The 21,040-nt window shown below is 62.6% G+C and carries 17 protein-coding genes; 2 read left to right on the top strand and 15 right to left on the bottom strand.

What is annotated here, in order from left to right:
- Positions 1-41: 41 nt before the first annotated feature.
- The 4 genes from NKF26_RS20890 to NKF26_RS20875 form a co-directional block, all read right to left on the bottom strand.
- Positions 42-4,871: a glycoside hydrolase family 2 TIM barrel-domain containing protein gene (locus NKF26_RS20890; protein ID WP_253234841.1), complete on the bottom strand. Its 4,830-nt coding sequence runs from the start codon at positions 4,869-4,871 to the stop codon at positions 42-44.
- Between the two features lie 177 nt (positions 4,872-5,048).
- The gene (locus NKF26_RS20885; RefSeq protein WP_253234840.1) at positions 5,049-6,329 is read right to left on the bottom strand and encodes an FAD-dependent monooxygenase; all 1,281 of its coding nucleotides are present in this window, start codon (positions 6,327-6,329) and stop codon (positions 5,049-5,051) included.
- A gap of 5 nt (positions 6,330-6,334) precedes the next feature.
- On the bottom strand, positions 6,335-7,411 hold the full coding sequence (locus tag NKF26_RS20880; RefSeq protein ID WP_253228647.1) for a phosphotransacetylase family protein: 1,077 nt from the start codon (positions 7,409-7,411) through the stop codon (positions 6,335-6,337).
- A complete protein-coding gene (locus NKF26_RS20875; protein WP_253228648.1) occupies positions 7,408-9,510 on the bottom strand; it encodes an acetate--CoA ligase family protein in 2,103 nt (700 codons plus the stop codon). Before NKF26_RS20875 ends, NKF26_RS20880 begins: the two co-directional genes overlap by 4 nt.
- A 140-nt stretch (positions 9,511-9,650) precedes the next feature.
- Between NKF26_RS20875 and NKF26_RS20870 the strand changes: the two genes are divergently transcribed.
- Entirely contained in the window at positions 9,651-10,178 is a 528-nt protein-coding gene (locus tag NKF26_RS20870) for a hypothetical protein (protein WP_253234839.1), read from the top strand.
- Positions 10,179-10,193: 15 nt separating this feature from the next.
- Here the strand turns inward: NKF26_RS20870 and NKF26_RS20865 are convergent, their stop codons facing one another.
- The 7 genes from NKF26_RS20865 to NKF26_RS20835 form a co-directional block, all read right to left on the bottom strand.
- Complete coding sequence (locus tag NKF26_RS20865) at positions 10,194-10,601, bottom strand: DUF123 domain-containing protein (RefSeq protein WP_253234838.1); 408 nt, start codon at positions 10,599-10,601, stop codon at positions 10,194-10,196.
- 10 nt (positions 10,602-10,611) lie between these two features.
- The gene (locus NKF26_RS20860; RefSeq protein WP_253234837.1) at positions 10,612-11,040 is read right to left on the bottom strand and encodes a DUF4149 domain-containing protein; all 429 of its coding nucleotides are present in this window, start codon (positions 11,038-11,040) and stop codon (positions 10,612-10,614) included.
- Between the two features lie 26 nt (positions 11,041-11,066).
- Positions 11,067-11,327, bottom strand: a complete 261-nt coding sequence (locus NKF26_RS20855; RefSeq protein ID WP_066138310.1) for a bacteriophage holin — start codon at positions 11,325-11,327, stop codon at positions 11,067-11,069.
- Positions 11,328-11,403: 76 nt separating this feature from the next.
- Complete coding sequence (locus NKF26_RS20850) at positions 11,404-11,829, bottom strand: DUF4149 domain-containing protein (RefSeq protein WP_253234836.1); 426 nt, start codon at positions 11,827-11,829, stop codon at positions 11,404-11,406.
- A 44-nt stretch (positions 11,830-11,873) separates the two neighbouring features.
- Positions 11,874-12,350, bottom strand: a complete 477-nt coding sequence (locus NKF26_RS20845) for a YbaK/EbsC family protein (RefSeq protein WP_253234835.1) — start codon at positions 12,348-12,350, stop codon at positions 11,874-11,876.
- A gap of 52 nt (positions 12,351-12,402) precedes the next feature.
- Positions 12,403-14,856, bottom strand: a complete 2,454-nt coding sequence (locus tag NKF26_RS20840; protein WP_253228652.1) for a methyl-accepting chemotaxis protein — start codon at positions 14,854-14,856, stop codon at positions 12,403-12,405.
- Complete coding sequence (locus NKF26_RS20835; protein ID WP_253228653.1) at positions 14,853-16,085, bottom strand: ABC transporter substrate-binding protein; 1,233 nt, start codon at positions 16,083-16,085, stop codon at positions 14,853-14,855. The genes NKF26_RS20840 and NKF26_RS20835 overlap by 4 nt, the downstream gene beginning before the upstream one ends.
- A gap of 184 nt (positions 16,086-16,269) precedes the next feature.
- Between NKF26_RS20835 and NKF26_RS20830 the strand changes: the two genes are divergently transcribed.
- A complete protein-coding gene (locus NKF26_RS20830; RefSeq protein ID WP_253228654.1) occupies positions 16,270-16,644 on the top strand; it encodes a secondary thiamine-phosphate synthase enzyme YjbQ in 375 nt (124 codons plus the stop codon).
- Here the strand turns inward: NKF26_RS20830 and NKF26_RS20825 are convergent.
- From NKF26_RS20825 to NKF26_RS20810, 4 genes are all read right to left on the bottom strand, one after another.
- On the bottom strand, positions 16,637-16,927 hold the full coding sequence (locus NKF26_RS20825; protein WP_253228655.1) for a hypothetical protein: 291 nt from the start codon (positions 16,925-16,927) through the stop codon (positions 16,637-16,639). The two genes, NKF26_RS20830 and NKF26_RS20825, sit on opposite strands and share 8 nt — an antisense overlap.
- Positions 16,928-17,045: 118 nt before the next feature.
- Entirely contained in the window at positions 17,046-18,584 is a 1,539-nt protein-coding gene (locus NKF26_RS20820) for a uracil-xanthine permease family protein (RefSeq protein ID WP_253228656.1), read from the bottom strand.
- Between the two features lie 76 nt (positions 18,585-18,660).
- On the bottom strand, positions 18,661-19,650 hold the full coding sequence (locus NKF26_RS20815; RefSeq protein WP_253234834.1) for a carbohydrate kinase: 990 nt from the start codon (positions 19,648-19,650) through the stop codon (positions 18,661-18,663).
- A gap of 400 nt (positions 19,651-20,050) precedes the next feature.
- Positions 20,051-20,752, bottom strand: coding sequence for a hypothetical protein (locus NKF26_RS20810; protein ID WP_253228658.1), 702 nt, complete (start codon positions 20,750-20,752; stop codon positions 20,051-20,053).
- Positions 20,753-21,040: the final 288 nt, after the last annotated feature.

The following is a 21,040-nucleotide window of genomic DNA, read 5'->3' as shown; positions in this document are numbered from 1 at the left end:
CCGTCCGCAGCGACTCGTTTTCCGATTTTGCCAGGTGAGCCTCATTCGTCGACCGGCAACGAGCGGTTCGCGAGCGTCATCAGGTCGCCATCGTCGGCGGTGAACGGCCGCAACAGGACGCTGAACTGCGTCGATGTCGCCTGAACCTGATACTCGTCGTACGGTTCGACGGGCGTCCCGCCGACGCCCGTCACCGCGTCGTCCAGATTGAACGCCACGCTGTCGGCTTCTTCGAGTTCGTACTGGTGGCCCGCCTCGGCCAAGTTCGAGAACCGGTTCGTGCTCACGTTCATCGATCCATCGGTCGCGACGCCGAGCAGGCCCGCGCCGTCGTCGTTCGCGAGCGCGGCCCAGCGCGTTTCGGCCTTGTTGCCGTTGTCCGTCGGCGGAACGTACGGGACGTACTGCTCCTCGACCGTTCCGGAGTACCGCCCGATGTCGGCACCCCAGCGGCGGTCGGGATACGTCTCGACGGAACCTCGGCCGTACCACTCGAACGTGTCGAGCGACGTCGGCGTCCGTAGTTGGACGCCCATCTTCGGCAGGTAGTCCGTGACGGTCGCTTTCAGTTGGTCGTTCGGCGTGGCCGCGACGTTCATCACCACGTCGCCGCTTCCGAACACGTGGTAGCTGTAGGTCGTCTCGAATCCGTGACCCCTGGGGCTGGACTGGGAGTCGTAGAACTCGTCGAAGCCGTACCACAGTACGGCGTCGTCCGACGGCGAGTCGGGTTGTGATGCGACCTCGTCGGCCGACAGCGCGCGGTCGTACACACGCACCGAATCGACCGTCGTGGCCGTGGCGCGCTCGCCGTGCTCCGAGTTGTGCGCGACTTGGAGCGGTTCGTCGGTTCCATTGACCGACGAGGCATCGTGCGTTCGGGAGGCAAAGAGTTCGCCGTCAAGATACAGACGGAGTTCGTCCGTATCGCAAACCCCGGTGAGCGTGTGCCAGCCATCGCTCAGGTCGCTCGGAATCGTGTCGTTGACGGCGACCCACGTCTCGTCGTAGATGAAAAACGAGAACTGGTCGTCGTTCACCTTGAGCGCGTACTGGTGGTCACCCTTGGCGACGAGCGGGTGGTCACCACCGGTCTCGACTCCGTCGAACGTGATGCTGACGGTGAAGCCCGGACTCGTGAAGTCGAGCGCTTCGGGTGAACCAGCATCGACGTAGTCGTCGCTGTCGAGTTGCACCGCCGACCCGCTCCTTCCGGAGACGATTTCCGGATCGCCCACGAGCGTGCCGTCGCTTCCGGTCGCGCTCGCATCGGGCGTCTTCCGGACCGTCGTCGGCGGCGCGCCTTGGACGAAGCCGTCCACGTCGATTCGGACGTGTGGATCGGAAACCCGCTCGACGGACACGTCGTCCACGAGCTGCGTGAGATGATCCAATCCCGCCGCGTACCAGCTTGACGCCTGCTCGCTTCCCCAGCCCTGAACCTCGTTCATGATCGGGGCGCGCCACGCGTTGAACTGCGGGCCGCGGTCCACGACGTCCGTCCCGCCGTAGTTCATCGCCGAGAAGGTTCCGGCGTCCGTGTCCAGCGCGTACTCGAACCCGTCACCGGAGACGGTAACGGCGTCGTCCGCCGTCGAGACGTCGAGCGCCGGAAGGTCGCCCTCGGCGACCGTCGGCGTGTCCGGAACGTCGAACGGGATTTCGAGTTGGTCGCGGGCCACGTCGTGGCCCGCGTCGGCGTAGGCGGTCGGTTCGCGGAGAGAGAACGAGACGTTGAGTCGGTACGCCGCGCCAGCATCGAGATGGCGCGGTTCCTCGAACGGGATCCGAACCCGTCGTGTTTCGCCGGGGTCCAAATCGAGGTCCAGACGGCCCGAATCGAGAACCCTGTCGTCCTCCACGAGTTGCCACTTCCCGCGCACCGCGCGCATGTCGGTGAACGCGAAGTGGTTGGTGACGTACACCTCCCCGTCGGTCAGTTCGGCGGTCGGCGCGACTTTGACGGGTTGGTGGCTGTGTTTCAACTGCGGCACGTCGGGTTGGACGCTCCGGTCGGCCCAGACGAGGCCGTCGAGACAGAACGGGTTGTCGTCGTAGAACGTGTATTCGACCTCCTCGCCGTCGACCGTTTTCGTGCGCGTGACGGCCTGGTCCTCCCACGCCCAGACGAACCCTCCTTGGAGGCTCTCGTCCCTGAGGAGTGCGGCGAACGTGTAGCCCAGAACGGGGTCCGTGGTGTCGCCCGATACCTCGTCGGCCGACAGCGGACGGTCGAAGACGCGAACCGAATCGAGCGTTATCGTTCCGCCGTGGCCGTGACCGTGGTTCCCGCGGTGGTCGTGGTCGTCGTGGTCACGACCCCATTCGTCACGATTGCCACGATGGTGTCCGTCGTGGTCGCCGTGATGACCGCCGCCGTGGTGATGACGGCCATCGTGATGATGCCCACGGTGATGGTGGCCGCCGTGGTGGTTTCCGTCGCTTTCGCTTCCGATGACGAGCGCCCCGTCGCCTCCCGGCAGTCGCCCGCCGTCGTGGTCGGTGGCTGCCAGGCGCTCACCGTCGAGGTAGAGGGCCAACTCGTCGGAGTCGCCGGTTGCGACGAGGGTGTGCCAGCCATCGCTCGCGTCCCTGGGAAGGCGGGCAGTGACGGAGTCCCGCCCCTCGCCGTGAACACTGAAGGTGAGTTTCCGCCCGCGGTCGAGGGTGAGCGCGTACTCGTCGTCCTTCGAGACGAGCGTCCGTTCGGTTCGGGAATCGACCCCGCTCAGTGTCAGCGCGAGCGTGAATCCGTCCTCGAAGTCGAGCGCCGGGGACGTTTCGACTTCGATGGAGTCGTCGTCGTCCAGCGTAATCGCGCCGCCGTCCTCCCCGAATCCTATCGTGGGCGTGCCGACCAGCACGCCGTCGTTGTCGTTGCCGGTTTCGTCGCTGGCCGTTCTGACCGGCGGTTGGATGTGTTCGGACCACATCGCGTGGACGAGGCCCAAACTGTTGCCCATCGCGTGGTTGTACTCGCCCATCACGACGGGACGTTTGCCGTCGCCGATGCTGGAGCCATCCGCGACGGAGAGCAGACTGTCCACGTCCGGGTAGCGCGGACCGAGCATGTCGCTGTACTCGACGTTCCACCCGCCGCCGTTCGGTTGGTGGTACATGAGACGGTCGGGCGCGAGTCCGTACACCGGGCCGTCGTAGGATTCGACGGCGCTGACGCCAGCGACGTCGCTGGTGTCCTCGGGGAGGTACTCCTTGGAATCCATGGCGAGCGCGGCCATGTTGAGGTGTTCGTTCCCCGTTCCGGCCTCGTTTCCGGTGGACCACGCGAAGATAGACGCGTGGTTGCGGTCCCGGAGCACCATCCGTCGGAAGCGCTCGACCATCGCGTCGTGGTAGGCCTCGGTGTTCGCCGCCAAGCCCTGCCACCAGTGCGTTTCGACGTCCACCTCGTCGGCGACGTAGATACCGTACTCGTCGGCGAGTCGGTAGAACGTCGGGTCGTTCGGGTAGTGGGAGTTCCTGATGGCGTCGATGTTGTTCCGCTTCATCAACGTCAGGTCTGTCTTCAGCGTCTCCAGTCGCACCGCACGTCCGGTTTTCGGGTCGCCCTCGGGCCGGTTGACGCCTCGAATGTTGACCGGCCTGCCGTTGACGAGCACCTGCGCGCCGGGCTTTCCGCGCGTGGTTTCGTACGTTCTGAATCCGATCTTGTCGGTCATCGCCTCGGTCGTCCGGCCGTGGCGAACGAGTTCGAGACCGACCGTGTAGAGGTTCGGGTGTTCGGCGGACCACTGCTCGGGTTTTCTGACGTCCGTTTCGAGCGTTACCGTCCCGCCGTCCGAATCGACGCGAACGCCGTCCCATAGCGATCTGACACGCCGCCCGTCGGGGTCGAAGAGGTGCGCCCTGACGGCGTATCGTCCCGCCGGGTCCTCGTCGTAGTTCGCGATCTCGGCGTCGATCCGGAGCTGTCCGTCCTCGTAGTCGTCGTCGAGTCCGGAGCGGACGTAGAAGTCCCGGAGGTGCACTTTCGGGGTGGCAAAGAGGTAGACGCTCCGATGGATGCCGGAGAATCGGAACATGTCATTGGTCTCCATCGCCTCCCCGTCCGAGAACCGGTACGCTTGGACGGTGACGGTGTGGTCGCTTCCCGCCGAAACGTACTCGGTGATATCGAACTCGCCCGGCGTCATCGACCCCTCGTGGAAGCCGACGTACTGGTCGTCCACCCAGACGAAGTACGCCTGTTTCACCGCCGCGAAGTGCAGGAACACCTCGCGTCCGTCCCAGTTCGACGGCACGGAAACCGACCGTCGATACGTTCCGGTCGGATTGGTATCGGGAATCTCGATATCGTATCGCGGATCGAGGTTGCCGTCGAGTGCGGGGTCGTAGCCCTCCCACGTGATGGAGTTGTTCAGGTAGATGAGTTGGTCGTACCCCTGCGTCTGCCAGTTACCCGGTACGTCGACCTTCTCCCAGTCCGTCACGCCGTCGTAGCTCTCCGGCCTACTTGCCGGATGCGTGTAAAACCTGAAATCCCACTTTCCGTCCAGTAGTTCGACGTACTCGGATTCGGCGAACCGCTCTTCGAGTTTCGTGAACGGTTCGTCGGCGTCCATCGCCGCACGGACCGACCCGAACGGCACCGCCGCGGTGGCGTGTGTCGGTTCGGTCCCTTGTTCGAACAGTCCGGGGTCCGCGATGTAGTCGGCCAGGTTCCCGACTCGTCCGGGGCCGGACGCCGTCTCCGGGGCGAGCGTCGAATCCGCCGCCGCGATCCCGATCGCGCCGTTCGACGCCGTCGCAGCGGCGAACGTCGCGACTCCGGTCGCTTGTAAAAACTCACGCCGTGACGTGCCTATCTTCGATGTCTGTTCCATCCGTCGTTCCTCGATTTTCTCACTCATTGATGCCTTCACCGCGATTGTCATGGGAAATCATGACACACGGAGTACATAGCAACATCATTCGTGAAACAATAAATTTACTCGTTGAGGAAATATAAAATTCTCTCGAATAACGTAATTTAACGGGAATATTTTGGAGGACGAGAGTCCGGAGAAAATTCGGCGTCCGTGCAACTCCTACGACTGGAACAGCGTCGTATCGACGGCGACGGGTTTCGGGCCGAGCGCGAACGTCTTCCACGCCTTCCGGACGAGCGGCGTTTGCGGCGCGACCGAAAACGCCGCCCGCGCGAGCGGTTTCTCCAACCACGGCGGAACGGAATCGGCGTGCCGGACGTACCACGAGATGGCCCGCTCGCCGCGCCGCTGGAGGGAGATCACCTCCTCGATCGCGGGCCGTCGAATCGACTCGAACCGACGAAGTCGCTCGGCCGGTATCGGCGCGTCGTCCGCTTCGAGCGCGTGGACGAGCGTCGAATGAGCGACGGCGGCGTCCTGAATCGCGAGTCCATTCCCCTGTCCGCCGACCGGCGACGCGACGTGCGCCGCGTCGCCGAGCAGGAGGAGACCGTCATCCACCCATTTCTCGGTGAGGCCGGGTTCGATGTGAAGGAGAGAGCATTGGTCGAAACCCTCCAAATATCGGGCGATGGTCGGGTCCACCGTCGCGATCTTTCGCCGAAAGGCATCGATGCCGCGCTTTCTGATGTCCGGGTACGTCCCTTTCTCGATGAACCACCCGGCCTGTGCGTCCTCGGACCCCAGTCCGAAGTAGAGCAGGATCCCGTTTCGGTCGATTCGCCCCTGTGCGGCGGTGTCCACGGCATCCGCCGGAAGCTTGAACCACAGCAACTCGATGGACGAGTCGAACAGGCCGGGGTCGAGTCCGGCCGCCTTCCGGACCGTCGAGAACCGACCGTCCGCGCCGACGACGAGTCGGCTTCGGAATTCCAGGTCTTCGTCGTGCTCGCGGTCGGTCGCCGTCACGCCGACGACCTGCCCGCCCTCACGAACGAGGTCGGTGACGCCGGTCGAGTGACGAAATTCGAAGTTCTCGAACTCGTCGGCCCGGTCGATGAGCAGGCGAAGCAACGCCGGTTGCTCCATCAGCAGGCCGTAGTCGTACGGTTTCGGCAGACGCGAGAGGTCCACGAACTCGTATGACCGCTCGAAGACGGTTATCTCCGGCCGTTGCACCTCGTCGTGGTCGAGCGCCAACACGTCGTCCAACACGCCCATCTCCGCGAACAACTTCACCGCGAGCGGTTGGAAGAAGTAGCCCCGAAACTCGCGGTCGAGGTCCGCGTGGCGTTCCAGCAGAACCACCTCGACGCCGCTTCTGGCGAGCAGATAGCTCAACACGCAACCGCCCGGTCCGGCACCGACGACCACGACGCTCGTTTCCTCGGTCGTGATGGAATCGTCGGGCTCTTCGGCGTCGGTGTCGGCGTCGGGCATCTCGTTTACTCCTCGTCGCTCCCTTCACCGTCGAGAAGCGCGCCCACGTCGGCGTGGTCGTGGAGCAGTTCGCCCATCCGCTCGACCGTCTCCTCGTTTCGAGTGCGTCCGCTCCGAATCACGTCCTCGGCGCGGTCGATGGTCGTCAGCGTGTCGGCCTGCACGAGCATGATCGGAACGCCCTTCTCCTCCGCCTTGCCGATGACGGCACCCGGCGGACGGAATCCGCCCGTCAGGATGAGACACTTCACGCCGGGCGCTTCGAGCGCGACGGTTTGCAAGTCGGGACGGTCGCCGCCCGTCACGAGGGCGGCGTCACGCGTCCGGCGGAGGTAACGAAGCGCCTTGTCGCCGCTCATCGCGCCGACGAGGAACCGTTCGACGAACTCGTCGGTGTCCGCCCGCGTGAGCACCTCGGCGTTGAGTTCCTCGGCGAGGTCGCCGACCGTGATTCCGGCAAGGTCCTGCTGGCGCGGGACGACGCCGAGCACCGAAATTCCCCTCCCTTCGAGGAACGGGACGACGTCCGTATCGAGCGGGTCGAAGTTCGTATTCGACACCGCGTTGAACAGCACACCCGCGAGTCGGTCGCCGATGTCGTCCACGGCGGCGAGCAACTCGTCCACGTCGGCCGGTGTTTCGTAGCCGGAGAGGAGGAGAACCTCCGCGTCGAGCAGTTCCGCGACTTCCGGATCGGTGAGACCGACGATGCCGCCGGTCGTGAGGTCGCCGCCGCCTTCGACGATCATCACGTCGTGGCCCTCGGCTATCGAGTCGAAGTTCGTTCGAATCTCCTCGCGGAGTTCGTCCGGCGATTCGCGGCCGCGAATCGCCCCCTCGATGAACGTCGGCGAGTAGACGACGGGTTCCATCTCGTGTACCTCGGCGTCGAGGCCGAGCAGTTCGCGGGCCAGCATCGGGTCCTCGTCCAGCGTCTTGCCGACGTTGCTCTGGAGGCGGGTCCCCTTCGGTTTCATGTAGCCCACCGACAGCCCGCGTTCCTGTGCGAGTCGTGCCAGCGCGAGGGCGACGGCGGTCTTGCCTGTACTTTCTTCGGTTGCGGTGACGAGTATCGTGTTCATAGTTCGTCCGTATCCACGGTCAGTCGAATGTCGATCGCTCGCGCGCCGTCCGGGGTGGCGACGAGTGGATTCACGTCCAGTTCCAGAATCGCGGGGAAGTCGGTCACGAGTTGCGAGAGCCGTTGCACGCACTCGACGACGGCGTCGATGTCGGCCGGTTCGCGTCCCCGCGCACCCCTCAGGAGCGGTGCGGCCTCGATGTCGTTCACCATCTCGCTCGCCTCGCGCTCGCTGATCGGCGCGACGCGGAAGGTGGTGTCCTCGATTATCTCCACGAAGATGCCGCCCAGTCCGAACAGCAACAACGGACCGAACTGCGGGTCGCGGTTCATCCCGATGATGGTTTCGGTCCCCGAATCGAGGTCAACCATCGCCTGCACCTGCACGCCGAGAATCGTCGCGTCGGGTTGGTAGTTTCTGGCCCGTGTCACGAGGTCCTCGTAGGCGTCCTCCACCTCGTCGTCCGCGACGCCGACTTTCACCCCGCCGATGTCGGATTTGTGCAGGATGTCGGGACTGACTATCTTCATCACGACGTCCCCCTCGATGTCCATCGCGGCAGTTGCGGCCTCCCCCGGCGAATCCGCGATGACGCCTTCGGGCGTCGGGATGCCGTACGCGTCGAGCAACCCCATCGCCTCCACGCCGAGGCGGTTGTCGCCGCGTTCCTTCGCCCGAAGGAGAATCTCCTCGGCGCGTTCTCGGTTCACGTCGAAGGTCGTCGGTGCCTCGTACTCGCGCTCGCTGATGTCGCGGTACGTGGTGAGCGCGTCCAGACTCCGGACCGCGCGGGCCGGGTCGAAGTAGTTCGGAATCCCGCCCTCGTGGAGGACGTCCGCCGCGGCTTCCGTCCGTTCGCCGCCCATCAGCGCCGCAGCGACCGGCTTGCCGTGTTTCTCCTGCAGTTCGACGGTGACCTCGGCGAGTTCGCCGTAGTCGATGACGGCCGTCGGCGCGGCGAGCACGACCGCAGTCCCGACGTTCTCGTCGCCGAGCGCGATGTCGATGGCCTCGCGGAAGCGGTCGAGACCGGCGTCACCGATGGCGTCGATCGGGTTGTAGATGTTCGCCTCCTCGGGTAACGCCTCGGCGAGCGCATCCAGTGTTTCATCCGTGAACGACGCCAGCGAGAGGGTCGAATCGCCCACCGCGTCGGTGGTCATCACCCCCGGTCCGCCCGCGTTCGTGATGATCGCCACGTCATCCCGTTCGGGCAGGGGCTGGCCCGCCAGAATCTGGGAGAAGTCGAACAGCCCTTGGACCGAATCGACCCGCAGGACGCCCGCCTGTTCGAGTCCGGCCTCGTACGCCCGGTCGCTCCCGGCCAGCGTGCCGGTGTGCGAGGAGACGGCCTGCGCCCCGGCGTCGGTGCGCCCGGATTTCACCATCACGATCGGAGTAGTTTGGGTGACCTCGCGGGCCGTTTCGATGAACGTCGCACCGTCCTCGACGCCTTCGAGGTAACCCAGTATCACGTCCGTTTCAGGGTCCTCGCCCCACGCGCGGATGAAGTCCGTCTCGCTCAGCACGGCCTTGTTGCCGAGCGACACCACGTCCTTGAAGCCGAGTCCCTCGTCGTTGGCCCAGTCGAGAACCGCCGTGATGAACGCCCCCGACTGGCTCATGAAGGACATCGACCCCGTGAGCGCGTTCTCCGGGCCGAACGTCGCGTTCATGCCGACCGGCGTGCTCATCACCCCGAGGCTGTTCGGGCCGACGAGGTTCAGGTCGTATTCGTCCGCAATCTCCTGTAACTCGCGCTCCCGCGACGCTCCCTCGCTCCCGGTTTCGCCGAACCCGGCGGTGATGACCACGACGTTTTTGATTCCGGCTTCGCCCGCCCCGCGAACCACATCCACCGCGACGTGCGGCGGGACGACCACGACCGCGAGGTCGATGTCCGGCGCGGACGCGAGGTCCGGGTAGCAGTCCAGTCCGAACACCGAATCGTAGTTCGGATTCACGGGCACCGTCTCGCCGTCGAACTCGTCGCGGAGGTTGGTCACGATTGCGCGACCGATGGAGCCCTCGCTCTCGGTGGCTCCCACGACGGCGACACGAGACGGCGCGAAAAGGTCTGTGAGTACGGTATCACCCATCGTCCTGAAGGTTCGTCGAGAGCGGGATTAAAACTAGTGTCCCGGATTCTGCTTTGGTAGATTCGGTTGAAAAACTTGGGTAAATGTATTATTTAAAATATATCTTTGCATTCATCATAAAATTATTGTCTTCTGAGTGAATGATAGATGTTGTGCTTACGATCTACGATGGAGGATTATTTGAAATCTGGTCTTTGATGGCAAGTCCGATAGGAAAGAAATTAATTCAATTATTAAATGTGCAGTCTGAATTTAGCTCTGACGAAGTTAATGGTGATGCAATAGACTATGCTGAAGAAGATTTTTTAGAGGTATTTGCGGTTCGCAGTTTCGAATATGTATTTGGATGGATTGGTGTAGTTTTGCTGACTATATTTGTTGTAGACTTATTCTCATGTGGGACACTCCCTAACCAAACATATGGTCTCGGTCTGGACGTAATTGGAGCAGTTATTTTAGGCAGAGGATTGTTAAAAGGAACATACAGTATTGCCGCAGAGACCGCCACGAAAGTAGGATTTTCAAGAGAAAAAATTGATTCACTCGTAGAGAATACTGTTGACGGTATTCTCGGAATTACTATTTTGGTGTTGGGTGTAGCTCTACAATTCCTCGCTACAGTAAACGCCTTTCCTAATCTTATTCATTCATCGAGTACTTTCTGCTAATTAATATCCACATCGTTAGTCTGAGTGCGCCCGTCGAACAACCACTTCAAGCCGCTCCCTCTCATTCGAAAAATGCAGATGCGTATCACAGTCACAATCCGAAGCCCCGATTCCCGAAACCGCTTCGACCTCTTCACCCAATTCCCTCGCAACTGCACACTCCACGTCCTCGCCCTCCGTCCGAACATCATCCACCAATGCCGACCCATCGTGCCCAAGCAAATAATCGATGTGCCAGTGACGAGCGTCGTTTTCGCCCGACGCGACCCGCCCGTGACGAGCGATACGCGAGAAGCCACCCTGTCCGAAGGCGCTTCCCGTGTAGGCGTACCATCCCGAGTCGAGTTTCCGGGTGCCTTTCGCGCCGAACTCCACCTCTACGGGGGCGGCGAGTTCGACCAACAGCGTGTAGGTTCCTTTCATCGTATCGAGGTCAGACCGTCGCGGCCACGATTGCGACGATGCCGCCCGCCACGGCGAGCATCGTGACGCCGTTCAGGACGATGGACTGCTTGTGGTACTGTGCGAAGGCGTCGTCGCCCGCCGCTTCCATTTTCGGGATGAGCACCCAGCGGGCGTAGCCGTTCAGAACGACACCGACGATGGCGAGGACGGCGGCGACGAGGCCGTCGAACGCGCCCGTCGCGTTCCCGATGACGGCCGCGCCAAACGCGACGAATCCCAGTCCAAGCCCGAAGGCGTAGTATTTCGGGAAGATGGCGTTGACGACCTTCCCGGCGTCGTCGTCGAGCACGTCGAACGTGGTCGGCGCGCCGATGAACGAGAAAAAGACGATGCTCCCGAGCCAAATCCCCAGCGCCGCGTCCGCGACGACGAGGAGTCCGGTTCCGAGAAGGCTCATAGCCGAGGGTTGGGACGACTACTCAATCAAGGTTCTTCTTCGCGGGCGAGGGCGTTGTACACCGTCGCAACGATGGCTCCCGCGAGCGCGCCGTCCATGAACCCCCACGCTGCGCCGACGAGTCCCCCGAGGAAAGTCGGTCGATAACCGATGTACAGCGAGGAAAGCGTCTCGACCGTTTCGTCACCCCATCCGAACCGTGCGATCCACGCGTCCAGCATCACGTACAGTGACCACATCACCCCGCCACCCACCGCGAACGCACGAACGTCGAGTTTGTCCGTCATGATTCTCGAACGAGTTCACCGGGAACGCCCTTAGCTTTGGAGGCCGAGCGAGTACCGGCGGTTCCGTCCGAGTCGTTCAAAAGTGCGAACAGACGAGTCCGCCAACGAGCGAGAGCATACTCACACTGTTCAGGAAAATCGACCGGCGGTGGTAGTGGAAAAATCCGCCGTCGGCGCGTCTCATCTTCGGAACGAGGACGATCTGTGCGTAGATTGTCACGAACAGCGCCACGAGCAAGAAGGGGGAGATAAACAACGAGGACGTCGAATCGAGCATCGCCTCGCTCTGTGCGATAACGACCAGATTGATCGCGGTAAAACCGAGTATCGAACCGAAGGTCTGGTATCTCGAAAACAGGGTGGTGACGACGTCTTCGGCACCGTCGTCGAGCACGTCGAACGTCGTCGGCGCGCCGATGAACGAGAAAAAGACCGTCCCTCCGAGCCAGACCCCGAGGGTGACGTCCACGACCAACACCACCACCGTTTCGAGAAGTGTCATGGCAGAAAGTAAGAGTTCAAGGGAATTTGTACTTTCGCCCGACCCTACTCGCTCACGTCGGCGACCGTCGCCTCAGCATACGTTTTCAGTTCCTCGGGCGTGATCGGAAAGACGGCTTTCGGCGTCCCCGCGGCGGCCCAAACGGTTTCGAAGTCGGTCAGGGTCTCGTCCAGATAGACGGGGACACCGGCGTCGTGGCAGAACGGCGGAACGCCGCCGATGGACCAGCCAACCGCCTCCCGTATCGCCTCGGCGTCGGCCATCCCGACCGCCGACGCGGGGACGTCGAGCAACGCGGCCAACTTCTCCTCGCTCACGCGGTTCGCACCGCTGGTCACGGCGACGATGAGGTCGCCATCGGCACGAAAGACGAGGCTGCTGGCGATCTGTGCGACGTCACAACCGATCGCGTCGGCGGCGTCTTCCGCGGTTTTCGTCCCCTCGGGAAACTCGTGGACGTCCACGTCGAACCCGTAGCGCTCCTCGGCGCGCGTTTCGAACTCCTTCGCTCGCTGGTGCATGCGCGGTAGGTCTTTTCGACGGGATAAATCGGTGATGGTGGCGGAAACGTTCTCAGTTCGTCGAGTCGCCGCCGTAACTCACGGTGAAGTCATCGACCGTCGCGGCGAGTGCTTCGGCCTGTTCGGCGAGCGCTTCGGCGCTCCTCGCCACTTCGCTGACGGAGGCGGTCTGTTCCTCGGCGGCGGCCGCCACGTCCTCGGCTTCGGCGGCGGTCTCGTCGCTGATTCGCGTCACGTCGTCGACGGCGGCGACGACCTCCTCCGTCGTCGTCGCCTGCTCGTCCGTAACGTGGTTTATCTCGGCGATGCCGCCGGTCGTCTCCTCCACCTTGGAGACGATGGACTGCAACGACTCCTGTGCCTCGCGAACGGTATCGGACCCGTCGACCACCGCCTCACGGGTTTCCTGTACGTTTTCGACGGTCACGTTCGCCTGCTCGCTCACCGTGTTGATTCGCCGTTCGATATCGACGACCGCCTCCTTCGTCTCGTTCGCCAATTCCTTGACCTCGTTTGCGACGACTTCGAACCCTTCCGTATCGCCGTCGGCGTTCGCCGCTTCTATGTTGGCGTTCAGCGCGAGCATGTTCGTCTGGTCGGCGATGGAACGGATGAGGTCCACGATGTCGCTGATACGGTCGATTTCGACCGCCAGTTCTTCCATCCCATCGACCACTTCGTTCGTTCCGGATTCGATAACGGACATCTTTCCGATGGCGTCGGATGCCGCCTCGCGACCGTCCTGCCCGAGCGCCTCGGTCCGCCGGGCCGACTGTGCCACCTGTTCGGCGGACGCGGCGACCTCCTCGATTGTCGCCGACAGTTCGGCCATCTCCCCGGACGTCCGTTCGAGGCGGTCGGACTGTTCGACTGCCCCGTCCGACATCATCTGCGTCGATTCCGTCACCTGCTCGCTCGCCCGCTCGATTTCGTTGGTGCTCGCGGTCACCTCCTGACTCGCGGCCGCGACGTCCTCGGCGAACTCGTTGACGCTACGAATCGTCGCTTCGAGTTCGTCGATCATCTCGTTGAATCCCTCCGCGATGTCGGTCATCGACTGGGTGGGACTCTCGGTCGACATCCGCCGGGTGAGGTCGCCGTCGGCGGCCGCTTCCATCACGTCGCTGAACTCGACGGCTTTCCGGTCGAGCGCCGCGTTGAGCCGTTCCGCATCCGCCTGTGCGGCTTCCGCCTCGGTCTGCGCTTTTTCGGCATCCGCTTGGGCCGCCTCGGCGTCCGCTTTCGCCTCCTCCGCTTCGGCGCGGGAGCGTTCGAGGTCGGTGACCATCGTCCGCAAGTCGTCGCGCATCCGTTCGAGCGTCTCGCCGAACGCGCCGGGAACCGATTCGTCCAACACCGGCGCGTCGAACTCCTGTCGTGCGAGCGCGTCGGCTTGATCCGCGACCGTGTTCAGATAGCCGTGCATCGACTCGAACGATCCGTACAACTGCCCCATCTCGTCCTCCCGGTTCGTCTCTGGCGGGTCGGCGTCGAGTTCGCCCGCCGCGATTTTGTCGGCCGTTTCGGAGACGGATTCGAGGGATTTCGCCGTCCCGCGACCGATAGTGAGACCGACCGCCAACAGCGAGAGGATCGCCATCAACACCAGAATCCCGATATTCTTCGTGACGTGGGTCTGGAGTGCGAACGCGGTTCTCTTGGGTACGTGATACAGCAACACCCAATCCGTGCCGATAACCGGCGTGTAGGCCATCACCGACGATGATCCGTTGGTGGACACATGTTGAATGTCGCTGTGACCGGCCAACCCGTTCTCGATGGCCGAATCGAACACGCCCGGGGACGAGTTCATCAGCCCGACGTTTCGGTTGTCGAGGAGGACCGTCCCCTGCCCGTTGACGATGGTCACGTCACCGGTCGTCGTGGGCGACGAGAGAAGGTGAGAGCGTTCCGACAGGGACACCGTGAGGATAACCAGACGGGACGAATCCGTAGTCGGTGTCACGAACGAGGTCACCGGTTCGCCGTTCGCCTCGTACGGCGACGTGATGCGGACCGTGTCCCGCGTCGGAAACATGAGCGACTGGTTCGCCCACACCGCGTCCGAGACGCCGACTCGCGTCCCGACCAACTGCTCGTCGGTGCTCGCCAGTACGGTGCCGTTCCGATCGAAGTAATGGATCGCTTGGACATCGGACGGCATGTCCACCAACTGCTTTTCGATGAACGTCTGTCGGTCGGTGTTCGACGTCTCCTTGCCGATCACCGAGGCGAGGAAACGGTCGGTCGAGCGTTTCTTCGAAACCCACGCGTCGAGCGAGTCGGCTTCGATTTGCGCGGCGTTTCGTATATCCTTGTCCGTTTGGCCCGCCACGAGGCTTTTCGTATCGAAGTGGATGTAGGCCCCGCTGGCGGCGATGAGGACGAGGATGGCGAACAACACCGCACCGAACCGCGCCGCGTAGCTTCGACGGATTCTGAACGGCACGACCCGTCGTAGGCGCGCCGAAACCCGTTTTCGGCGCGAGGGGTCGGAGTCGGTCATTCCGTCGACTCCTCCTCGAAAACCCACGCACGCAGTAGTTCCAGTTCATCGAGTTCGAAATCGGTCACGCGTTCGATCACGTACGAGTCCAGCGGTTCGAGGTCGTCGTTCAGATCGACCGGTCCCGACGCGCCCCGATAGTTCACCGCTCGGCCCGCGGAGATGATCGTCTTCGCCCGCTCGAACTCGCCGACGGTGACGGTCTGCCCGACCCCGCCGGAAACGGAAACGAGGGAGTCGCTAATGGCGGTCGCATCCGCCTCTCCCGCTTGTTCTATCGCGAGGCCGAGAAGGAACGCGGCGTCGTAGGCGTGTTGCGTGTAGGGTGCGAGCGGTGTGATATCGTCGAGTTTTTGTGACAGTTCGATGGAACTCGACGTCCGCTCGGTTGCGACCGACGCGCTGTACATGTTGTTCATGTACAGCGGAACGTTCTCCGGGATGAGTCCCTCGCTGAGGACGGACTCGCCGTAATACGGGTAGCTGATTAGCTGTTCGAGCATCGCCGTATTACCGGGTTCGCTGACGAACGCGACGGCGTCGGCCTCGGACTGGACGACCGTCTCGACCCGCTTCGAGTAGTCGTCCTTTCCGGGTGTGAACGGAACGGTCGCGACCGTCTCGCCGGAGATGCGCTCGTCGATGGCCGTCGCAAGCCCCGTCCCGAAATCGTTGTCGGCGTGCGCGATGGCGACGGTATCGGCGGCCACGTAGTGGTCGTCGTCGAGTATCTTCGCCATCACGCGCGCCTGTTGGACGTCGTTGGCGGCGGTCCGAGCGAAGTACTTCGTTCCGTCCCGTACGGCCGCAGTCGCGAGGTCCGGATACGTGCTCGACGGACTGATGGCGATAATCCGCTCCCGGGTGAGGTCGTCGGCGAGGGACATCGAGATATCCGTGGTGACGGGGCCGACGAATCCGACGACGTCGTCGTCCACGAACGAGTCGAACGCCGTCTTTGCGGCCGACTGGTCGAGTTCGCTGTCACCGACCGTGAGATCGAGTTTCCGGTCGAGCGGCCCGCCAGCATCGTTGATATCCGCGACCGCCGCCTCGATGGCGCGACGGTGGTGTTTCGCCACCGTACCGAAAGCGCCCGAGGCCGAAAGCGGAAGGAGTGCACCGACGCGGATCGGTTGCTGGTTCAGTTCCCCACCGAGACAACCAGCGAGACCGCTGATTGCGGGAAGGGAACCTCCCGCGAGACGAATATATTGTCTTCTAGACACATCATCCAACATATATTGCCACGAATAACAAACCAGCCAAAGTACCTTTCGATCAAGATATGTTTTGTTTGTGACCAGTGAACACACCGACAGCGTTCGAAGCGCCCGTTCGACGGCCGCAGCGCCCCCTCTTTTTTACCGTCGTTCAGCGAAGCGTTTTATGATCGAACGTCGAAACCGAGCCATGGAATTCGAGGTTACCACTTCGAAGCACGTGGACATCATCGACATCACGGATCGAGTGGCCGAACACGCCGAGAACACCGAAACGACGTGTACCGTCTTCGTCCCCCATACGACCGCTGGCGTGGTCGTCAACGAAAACGAGCGCCGACTCCGCTCGGACTTCAAAACCCTCCTGTCACGCCTCGTCCCTCGGGGTGACGACTATAGTCACGACCAGTTGGACGGGAACGCCGACGCCCATCTCCGCTCGATGTTGCTCGGAGAACACGTCACCGTGCCCGTCGAAGACGGCGAGTTGCTGCTCGGGACGTGGCAGTCCATCCTCTTTGTGGATTGCGACGGACCGCGGACGCGTCGTATCGTCGTCAGATGAGCCGATCACCACAGTTGCGACACGAGACCGTTTTCTTGCCTGTCGCGGTTCGTTCGACTCGCAGCGACCCGTTCGAATTACAGGACGGACAGACGCTCTTTCCGGTTTCGACGGCTTGGTGTTGAGCCATCCACTTGACGTTCTGTTCGACGATACGCAGGCGGTCCTTCGTCGCTTCGAGTTCTTCACGGAGCGTTTCGACTTCCGACTTCGGGGTTGATTCTGCGGTGGACGATCCGCGTGGGGACGATTCCGTCGTGGACTCCGATTCGTTCGTCGTCATGGGTTTCACCCGTGATGGGTGCTACCCCTACTCACGATTCGTCAGAATAAAAGGTTGTGGGCCGGATCGATCGTTTCCGTCGTTCAATCGGTCGCGTCGAGCGTGTTGATTCGACGGTTCAGTCGGCCCGTGTCGAGTCGGAACCTGATTTCGATTCGAACCGCTCCAACGCGCTCTTGAAGTCGCCCTCGTCCTCCGTGATGGACTCCCACGCTTCGAGGCCGCGTTCCTCGCGGGTTCCCTCGACCGTGTTGTCGAGCACGAACGCGACGAGACCGCCGACGGCCATCCCCGTTCCGAGGACAACGTATAGCGTGTTCGAGACGATGTCGGTCCCGAGAGCGGGGCCGAGCACTGACACGCCCTGCATTCCCTGCTGGAATGCCGCAGCGTCGATGTTCCCGATGTACGCCGGGATGGCGAGCCCCGAGAACGTAGCGAGACCGACGATGAAGAGATTACGCGAGGAATCGAGATCGACGTACTTCAGGTTCGAGAGCCCGACGGCCGAAATCTGGCCGAACATGGCGATGAACAGGCCGCCGACGATGGGGCTCGGAATCGTCGCCACGAGTTGGCCGAAGTAGCCGACGAACCCGACGATGAGCATGACGACGGCACCGATCTGGACGACGTAGCGCGAGGCGACGCCAGTCAGGCCGATCGCGCCGATGTTCTCGGAGTAGGAGGTCGAACCGTTGCCGGTACCCATGAGTCCGGCGAAGACGCTGGCGAGACCTTCCATTCCGATACCGTGGTCGATGCGCTTCTTGCTCGGCGCGCCGACGCCCGACAGGCGGGCCACGGCGTGATAGTCGCCGAAGCTCTCGATCATGGAGGCGACGACACCCGCGAACATGCCGACGATGTACGGAAGCGTGAAGCGCGGCATCCCCCACTGGAGGGGCATAACCGGCTGGAAGAGGTTGGCGTGAACGACGCTCATGTAGTCCACGTAGCCGGGATTCGACGGCGTGTAGACGCCCGTGTACGAGAGCACGAACGCGATTGCCCACGCCGTGATGACGCCGAGGAGGACGGGAAACAGGCGGAACGCGCGATGGTTGTCGAGATACTGCGAGAAGAGGACGATGAGGCCGAGCGTGAGACCGACGAGCAACCAGTTCTGGTTGGAAGCGGTGATCTGTGGAACGCTGAACAGCGACAGACCGATGAGCGCGATGGTCGGCGCGATGACGACCGGCGAGAGGTGCTTTTTCAGTCGACCCATCAAGCCGAGATAGCCGACCAACACCTCGACCGCACTGGCCGCGATGACTGCGCCCTGCAGTTCGAGCAGGGTTACGCGCCACCCCGCGCCGATGACGCCGATGATGGCGAGCGCGGGTGCGAGCATCGAGAACGTCGCTCCCTGCACGATGGGGTAGCGATTGCCGAACGTCGTCTGGGCCAACGTCGCGATTCCGGAGACGACGAAGAACGTCCCGATGAACTGGGCCGTCTGTGCTGGCGGCATCTTCATCGCGCCAGCCAGCGCCAGCGGCACCGCGATGTTCGCCCCGATCATCGTCAGATAGTGCTGGAATCCCAGCAGGACCGATTCCCCCAGCGGCGGTTTCTCTTCGATACCATACTCCACGAACGACGCCTCTTCGAGCGCCGAATCCCCGGTCGTCTCGCCTGTGCTGTCACTCATAGCTCGTTGAACGTACTCTACTCTCCGATTTTCCGAAGGATGCTTAAAAGTGACGTTACGAATCCCGCCGTTTTGATTACGATTCTCGTAATTCGGCGACTGCGGCGCGATCGGGCAGCGCCGTCATCGCGCCGGGTTCGGTGGTCGTCAGGGCGGCCACGGCGTTGGCGAATTCGAGGACCGCGTCGAGCGAACCGCCCGATTCGTCGTCGGCCAGCGCCGCGAGCGCCCCGGCGGTAAAGGCGTCCCCAGCGCCGGTCGTGTCGACGACTGACACGTCGTAGCCCCCGTGAGTCGCGGACCCCGCCTCCCACGGTGCATCGTCGCTCGCGTGGGCGTGGGCACCGTCCCCACCGAGCGTGAGGAGGCACGTGTGTGGCCCCGCCTCGCAGACGCTCGCCGCGAGCGAGGCCGCATCCTCGCCGTCGAATCCAGCCATTTCGAGGTCCTCAGGCGTCGCCTTCACGACGTCCACGAGGGACAGCATTTCGTCCACGGCCTCAGCAAATTCGACCCCTTCGTCCGCGCCGCCGCCCTCGGACCAGAGTTCCGGACGCGCGTTCGGGTCGAAGATCACCGAACAGTCCGCCTCGTTGGCGCGTTCGGCGAGGTCGAACGTCGCGGTTCGCGCCGGATCGCTCGCCAGCATCACGCCGCCGACGTACACCCAATCGACCTCGGCGAGCGCCTCGTCCGACACCCCACCGGGTTGCAGTCGCGTGTCAGCCGTCTCGTCGCGGTAGAAGGTGAACGCCCGGTCGTTCGTCTCGTCGTGGGTAACGAACGCCAGCGTCGTCTTCGCGTCCGCGTCGCGCTCCACGAACCGATCCGGAAGGTCCACATCGAGCACCTTCGAGAGGTAGTCGCCGAACGGGTCGCAGGCGATTCGCGTCCAGAACCACGGCGTCTCGTTCAGTCGGGAGAGTGCCACCGCGACGTTCGCGGGCGCACCACCCGGACGGCGCTCGAACGTCGGTACCTCCGAGAGCGGGCCGGATCGTTCGGGGAGGAAATCGATAAGCGTCTCGCCGGAGACGAGAATCCGTGGCGTCGATGAGTTCGACATGGTTTTTCGTGGACGGGCTAGTAGGAAAGGATTTACTTCCGACGTCGGACACTACATGAAAGAATACCAGAACGTCACGTCCGTCGAAACGGCGATTTCGGTCCTTCCGATGGAAAGCAACTGTTCGGTGCGACACAGCGCCTACAGCAGTTCGTCCAGATACGTCTTGCTCGTCCCCATGTAGCCGTAGTCGAGGGTGAACATTTCGACCGAGAGCGTGCCGTCCATCATTAACTACACGTAGTCGAAATCGAGGTCACTTGCGATGTCGAACGCCTCCTCGTACTCCATGCCGGTTTGGGTAACGTACCCGGTCTTCGCGTTCATGCACATCGTTCGAGGGGATGTCCGATAGTTCTGGTTGCCAGTACGACGAGTCGAAAAAAATCGAGGGACGTCGTTAGTTTCCGTCGCCGTCGTGGTCGGTGTTGCTCCCACCGTTGTGACCGTCTCCCATGTGACCTCCATCGTTCCCGCTATGGTCACCGTTTCCACCCATGTGGTCTCCGTTGTGACCGCTTCCGCCACTGTGGTCGCCATCGTGACCGTTTCCACCCATGTGGTCCCCGTTGTGACCGCTATGGTCGCCGCTTCCACCCGAACCACCTTTGCCGCTCGTCCGTACCTTCCCGACCATCGTCGTCGGGTGGACGGTGCAGTAGTACTTCTCTATCTCGCTCGTGGCGACGAACCGGAGAGTCTGCGTCGCGCCCTTCTTCTGAACGATTTTCGTCTTGCTGATGGCGTTTTTCGGCGGTTTTGTGCTGCCGCTACCCATGTTTCCGCCGCCGTTCCCCATACTGTCGCCCCCACCGCCGTTCTCGTTCGTCCGTACGTTCGGATAGATGACTTTGAGGTTGTTCCCGTTGGAATCCTGGAGGGCGAAATCGTGCGGTTGGCCGTCCATGTTCGTCCACGTCACCTGATACACCTGTCCGGTCTGGAGCTTCAGCGTCGGGTTCTTCTGCCCTTTGATGGAGTTCGGGGCTCTCCCCTGCCACCCTTGAACGCGCCCACCCAGTTGGAACGATTCGTCCATTCGATGTCCGTTCTGCTGAGCGGCCCCCACGGCCGTCATACCGACGAGCGTACCGCCTGTCATCGTCAAGAACTGTCGTCGTGTCTGGCTGATCGATCTGTCGCGAGACATGCCCACAAACGATTGGCGAGAGCCAATAAACGACGACTATCGTTCGTATCGTGAAACGGCGGCACGCGAACGACGGGCCATCGTTTCGTGACGGTAATCACGACAACCGAATATCGACCGGATAAGGGTGCGATTACCCCACGGTTCCCATCCAGCGAAAATCGGTCGGTGTGGGTATCCGCCCCGTTCGGACGACCGGGAGTCATCGACTATTTGTCCGCCCCCTCTGGTGATTTAATC

The organism is Haladaptatus sp. AB618, from assembly GCF_024136965.1.
GTDB lineage: Archaea > Halobacteriota > Halobacteria > Halobacteriales > Haladaptataceae > Haladaptatus.
Note: the sequence above shows the minus strand (reverse complement) of the source record. Positions and strands in the feature narration are given on the sequence as shown.

Bases quoted from the DNA above. Each gene is read 5' to 3' on its own strand.
- NKF26_RS20890 (WP_253234841.1), bottom strand. From the start codon at position 4,871: ATGAGTGAGAAAATCGAGGAACGACGGATGGAACAGACATCGAAGATA.
- NKF26_RS20885 (WP_253234840.1), bottom strand. From the start codon at position 6,329: ATGCCCGACGCCGACACCGACGCCGAAGAGCCCGACGATTCCATCACG.
- NKF26_RS20880 (WP_253228647.1), bottom strand. From the start codon at position 7,411: ATGAACACGATACTCGTCACCGCAACCGAAGAAAGTACAGGCAAGACC.
- NKF26_RS20875 (WP_253228648.1), bottom strand. From the start codon at position 9,510: ATGGGTGATACCGTACTCACAGACCTTTTCGCGCCGTCTCGTGTCGCC.
- NKF26_RS20870 (WP_253234839.1), top strand. From the start codon at position 9,651: ATGATAGATGTTGTGCTTACGATCTACGATGGAGGATTATTTGAAATC.
- NKF26_RS20865 (WP_253234838.1), bottom strand. From the start codon at position 10,601: ATGAAAGGAACCTACACGCTGTTGGTCGAACTCGCCGCCCCCGTAGAG.
- NKF26_RS20860 (WP_253234837.1), bottom strand. From the start codon at position 11,040: ATGAGCCTTCTCGGAACCGGACTCCTCGTCGTCGCGGACGCGGCGCTG.
- NKF26_RS20855 (WP_066138310.1), bottom strand. From the start codon at position 11,327: ATGACGGACAAACTCGACGTTCGTGCGTTCGCGGTGGGTGGCGGGGTG.
- NKF26_RS20850 (WP_253234836.1), bottom strand. From the start codon at position 11,829: ATGACACTTCTCGAAACGGTGGTGGTGTTGGTCGTGGACGTCACCCTC.
- NKF26_RS20845 (WP_253234835.1), bottom strand. From the start codon at position 12,350: ATGCACCAGCGAGCGAAGGAGTTCGAAACGCGCGCCGAGGAGCGCTAC.
- NKF26_RS20840 (WP_253228652.1), bottom strand. From the start codon at position 14,856: ATGACCGACTCCGACCCCTCGCGCCGAAAACGGGTTTCGGCGCGCCTA.
- NKF26_RS20830 (WP_253228654.1), top strand. From the start codon at position 16,270: ATGGAATTCGAGGTTACCACTTCGAAGCACGTGGACATCATCGACATC.
- NKF26_RS20825 (WP_253228655.1), bottom strand. From the start codon at position 16,927: ATGACGACGAACGAATCGGAGTCCACGACGGAATCGTCCCCACGCGGA.
- NKF26_RS20820 (WP_253228656.1), bottom strand. From the start codon at position 18,584: ATGAGTGACAGCACAGGCGAGACGACCGGGGATTCGGCGCTCGAAGAG.
- NKF26_RS20815 (WP_253234834.1), bottom strand. From the start codon at position 19,650: ATGTCGAACTCATCGACGCCACGGATTCTCGTCTCCGGCGAGACGCTT.
- NKF26_RS20810 (WP_253228658.1), bottom strand. From the start codon at position 20,752: ATGACAGGCGGTACGCTCGTCGGTATGACGGCCGTGGGGGCCGCTCAG.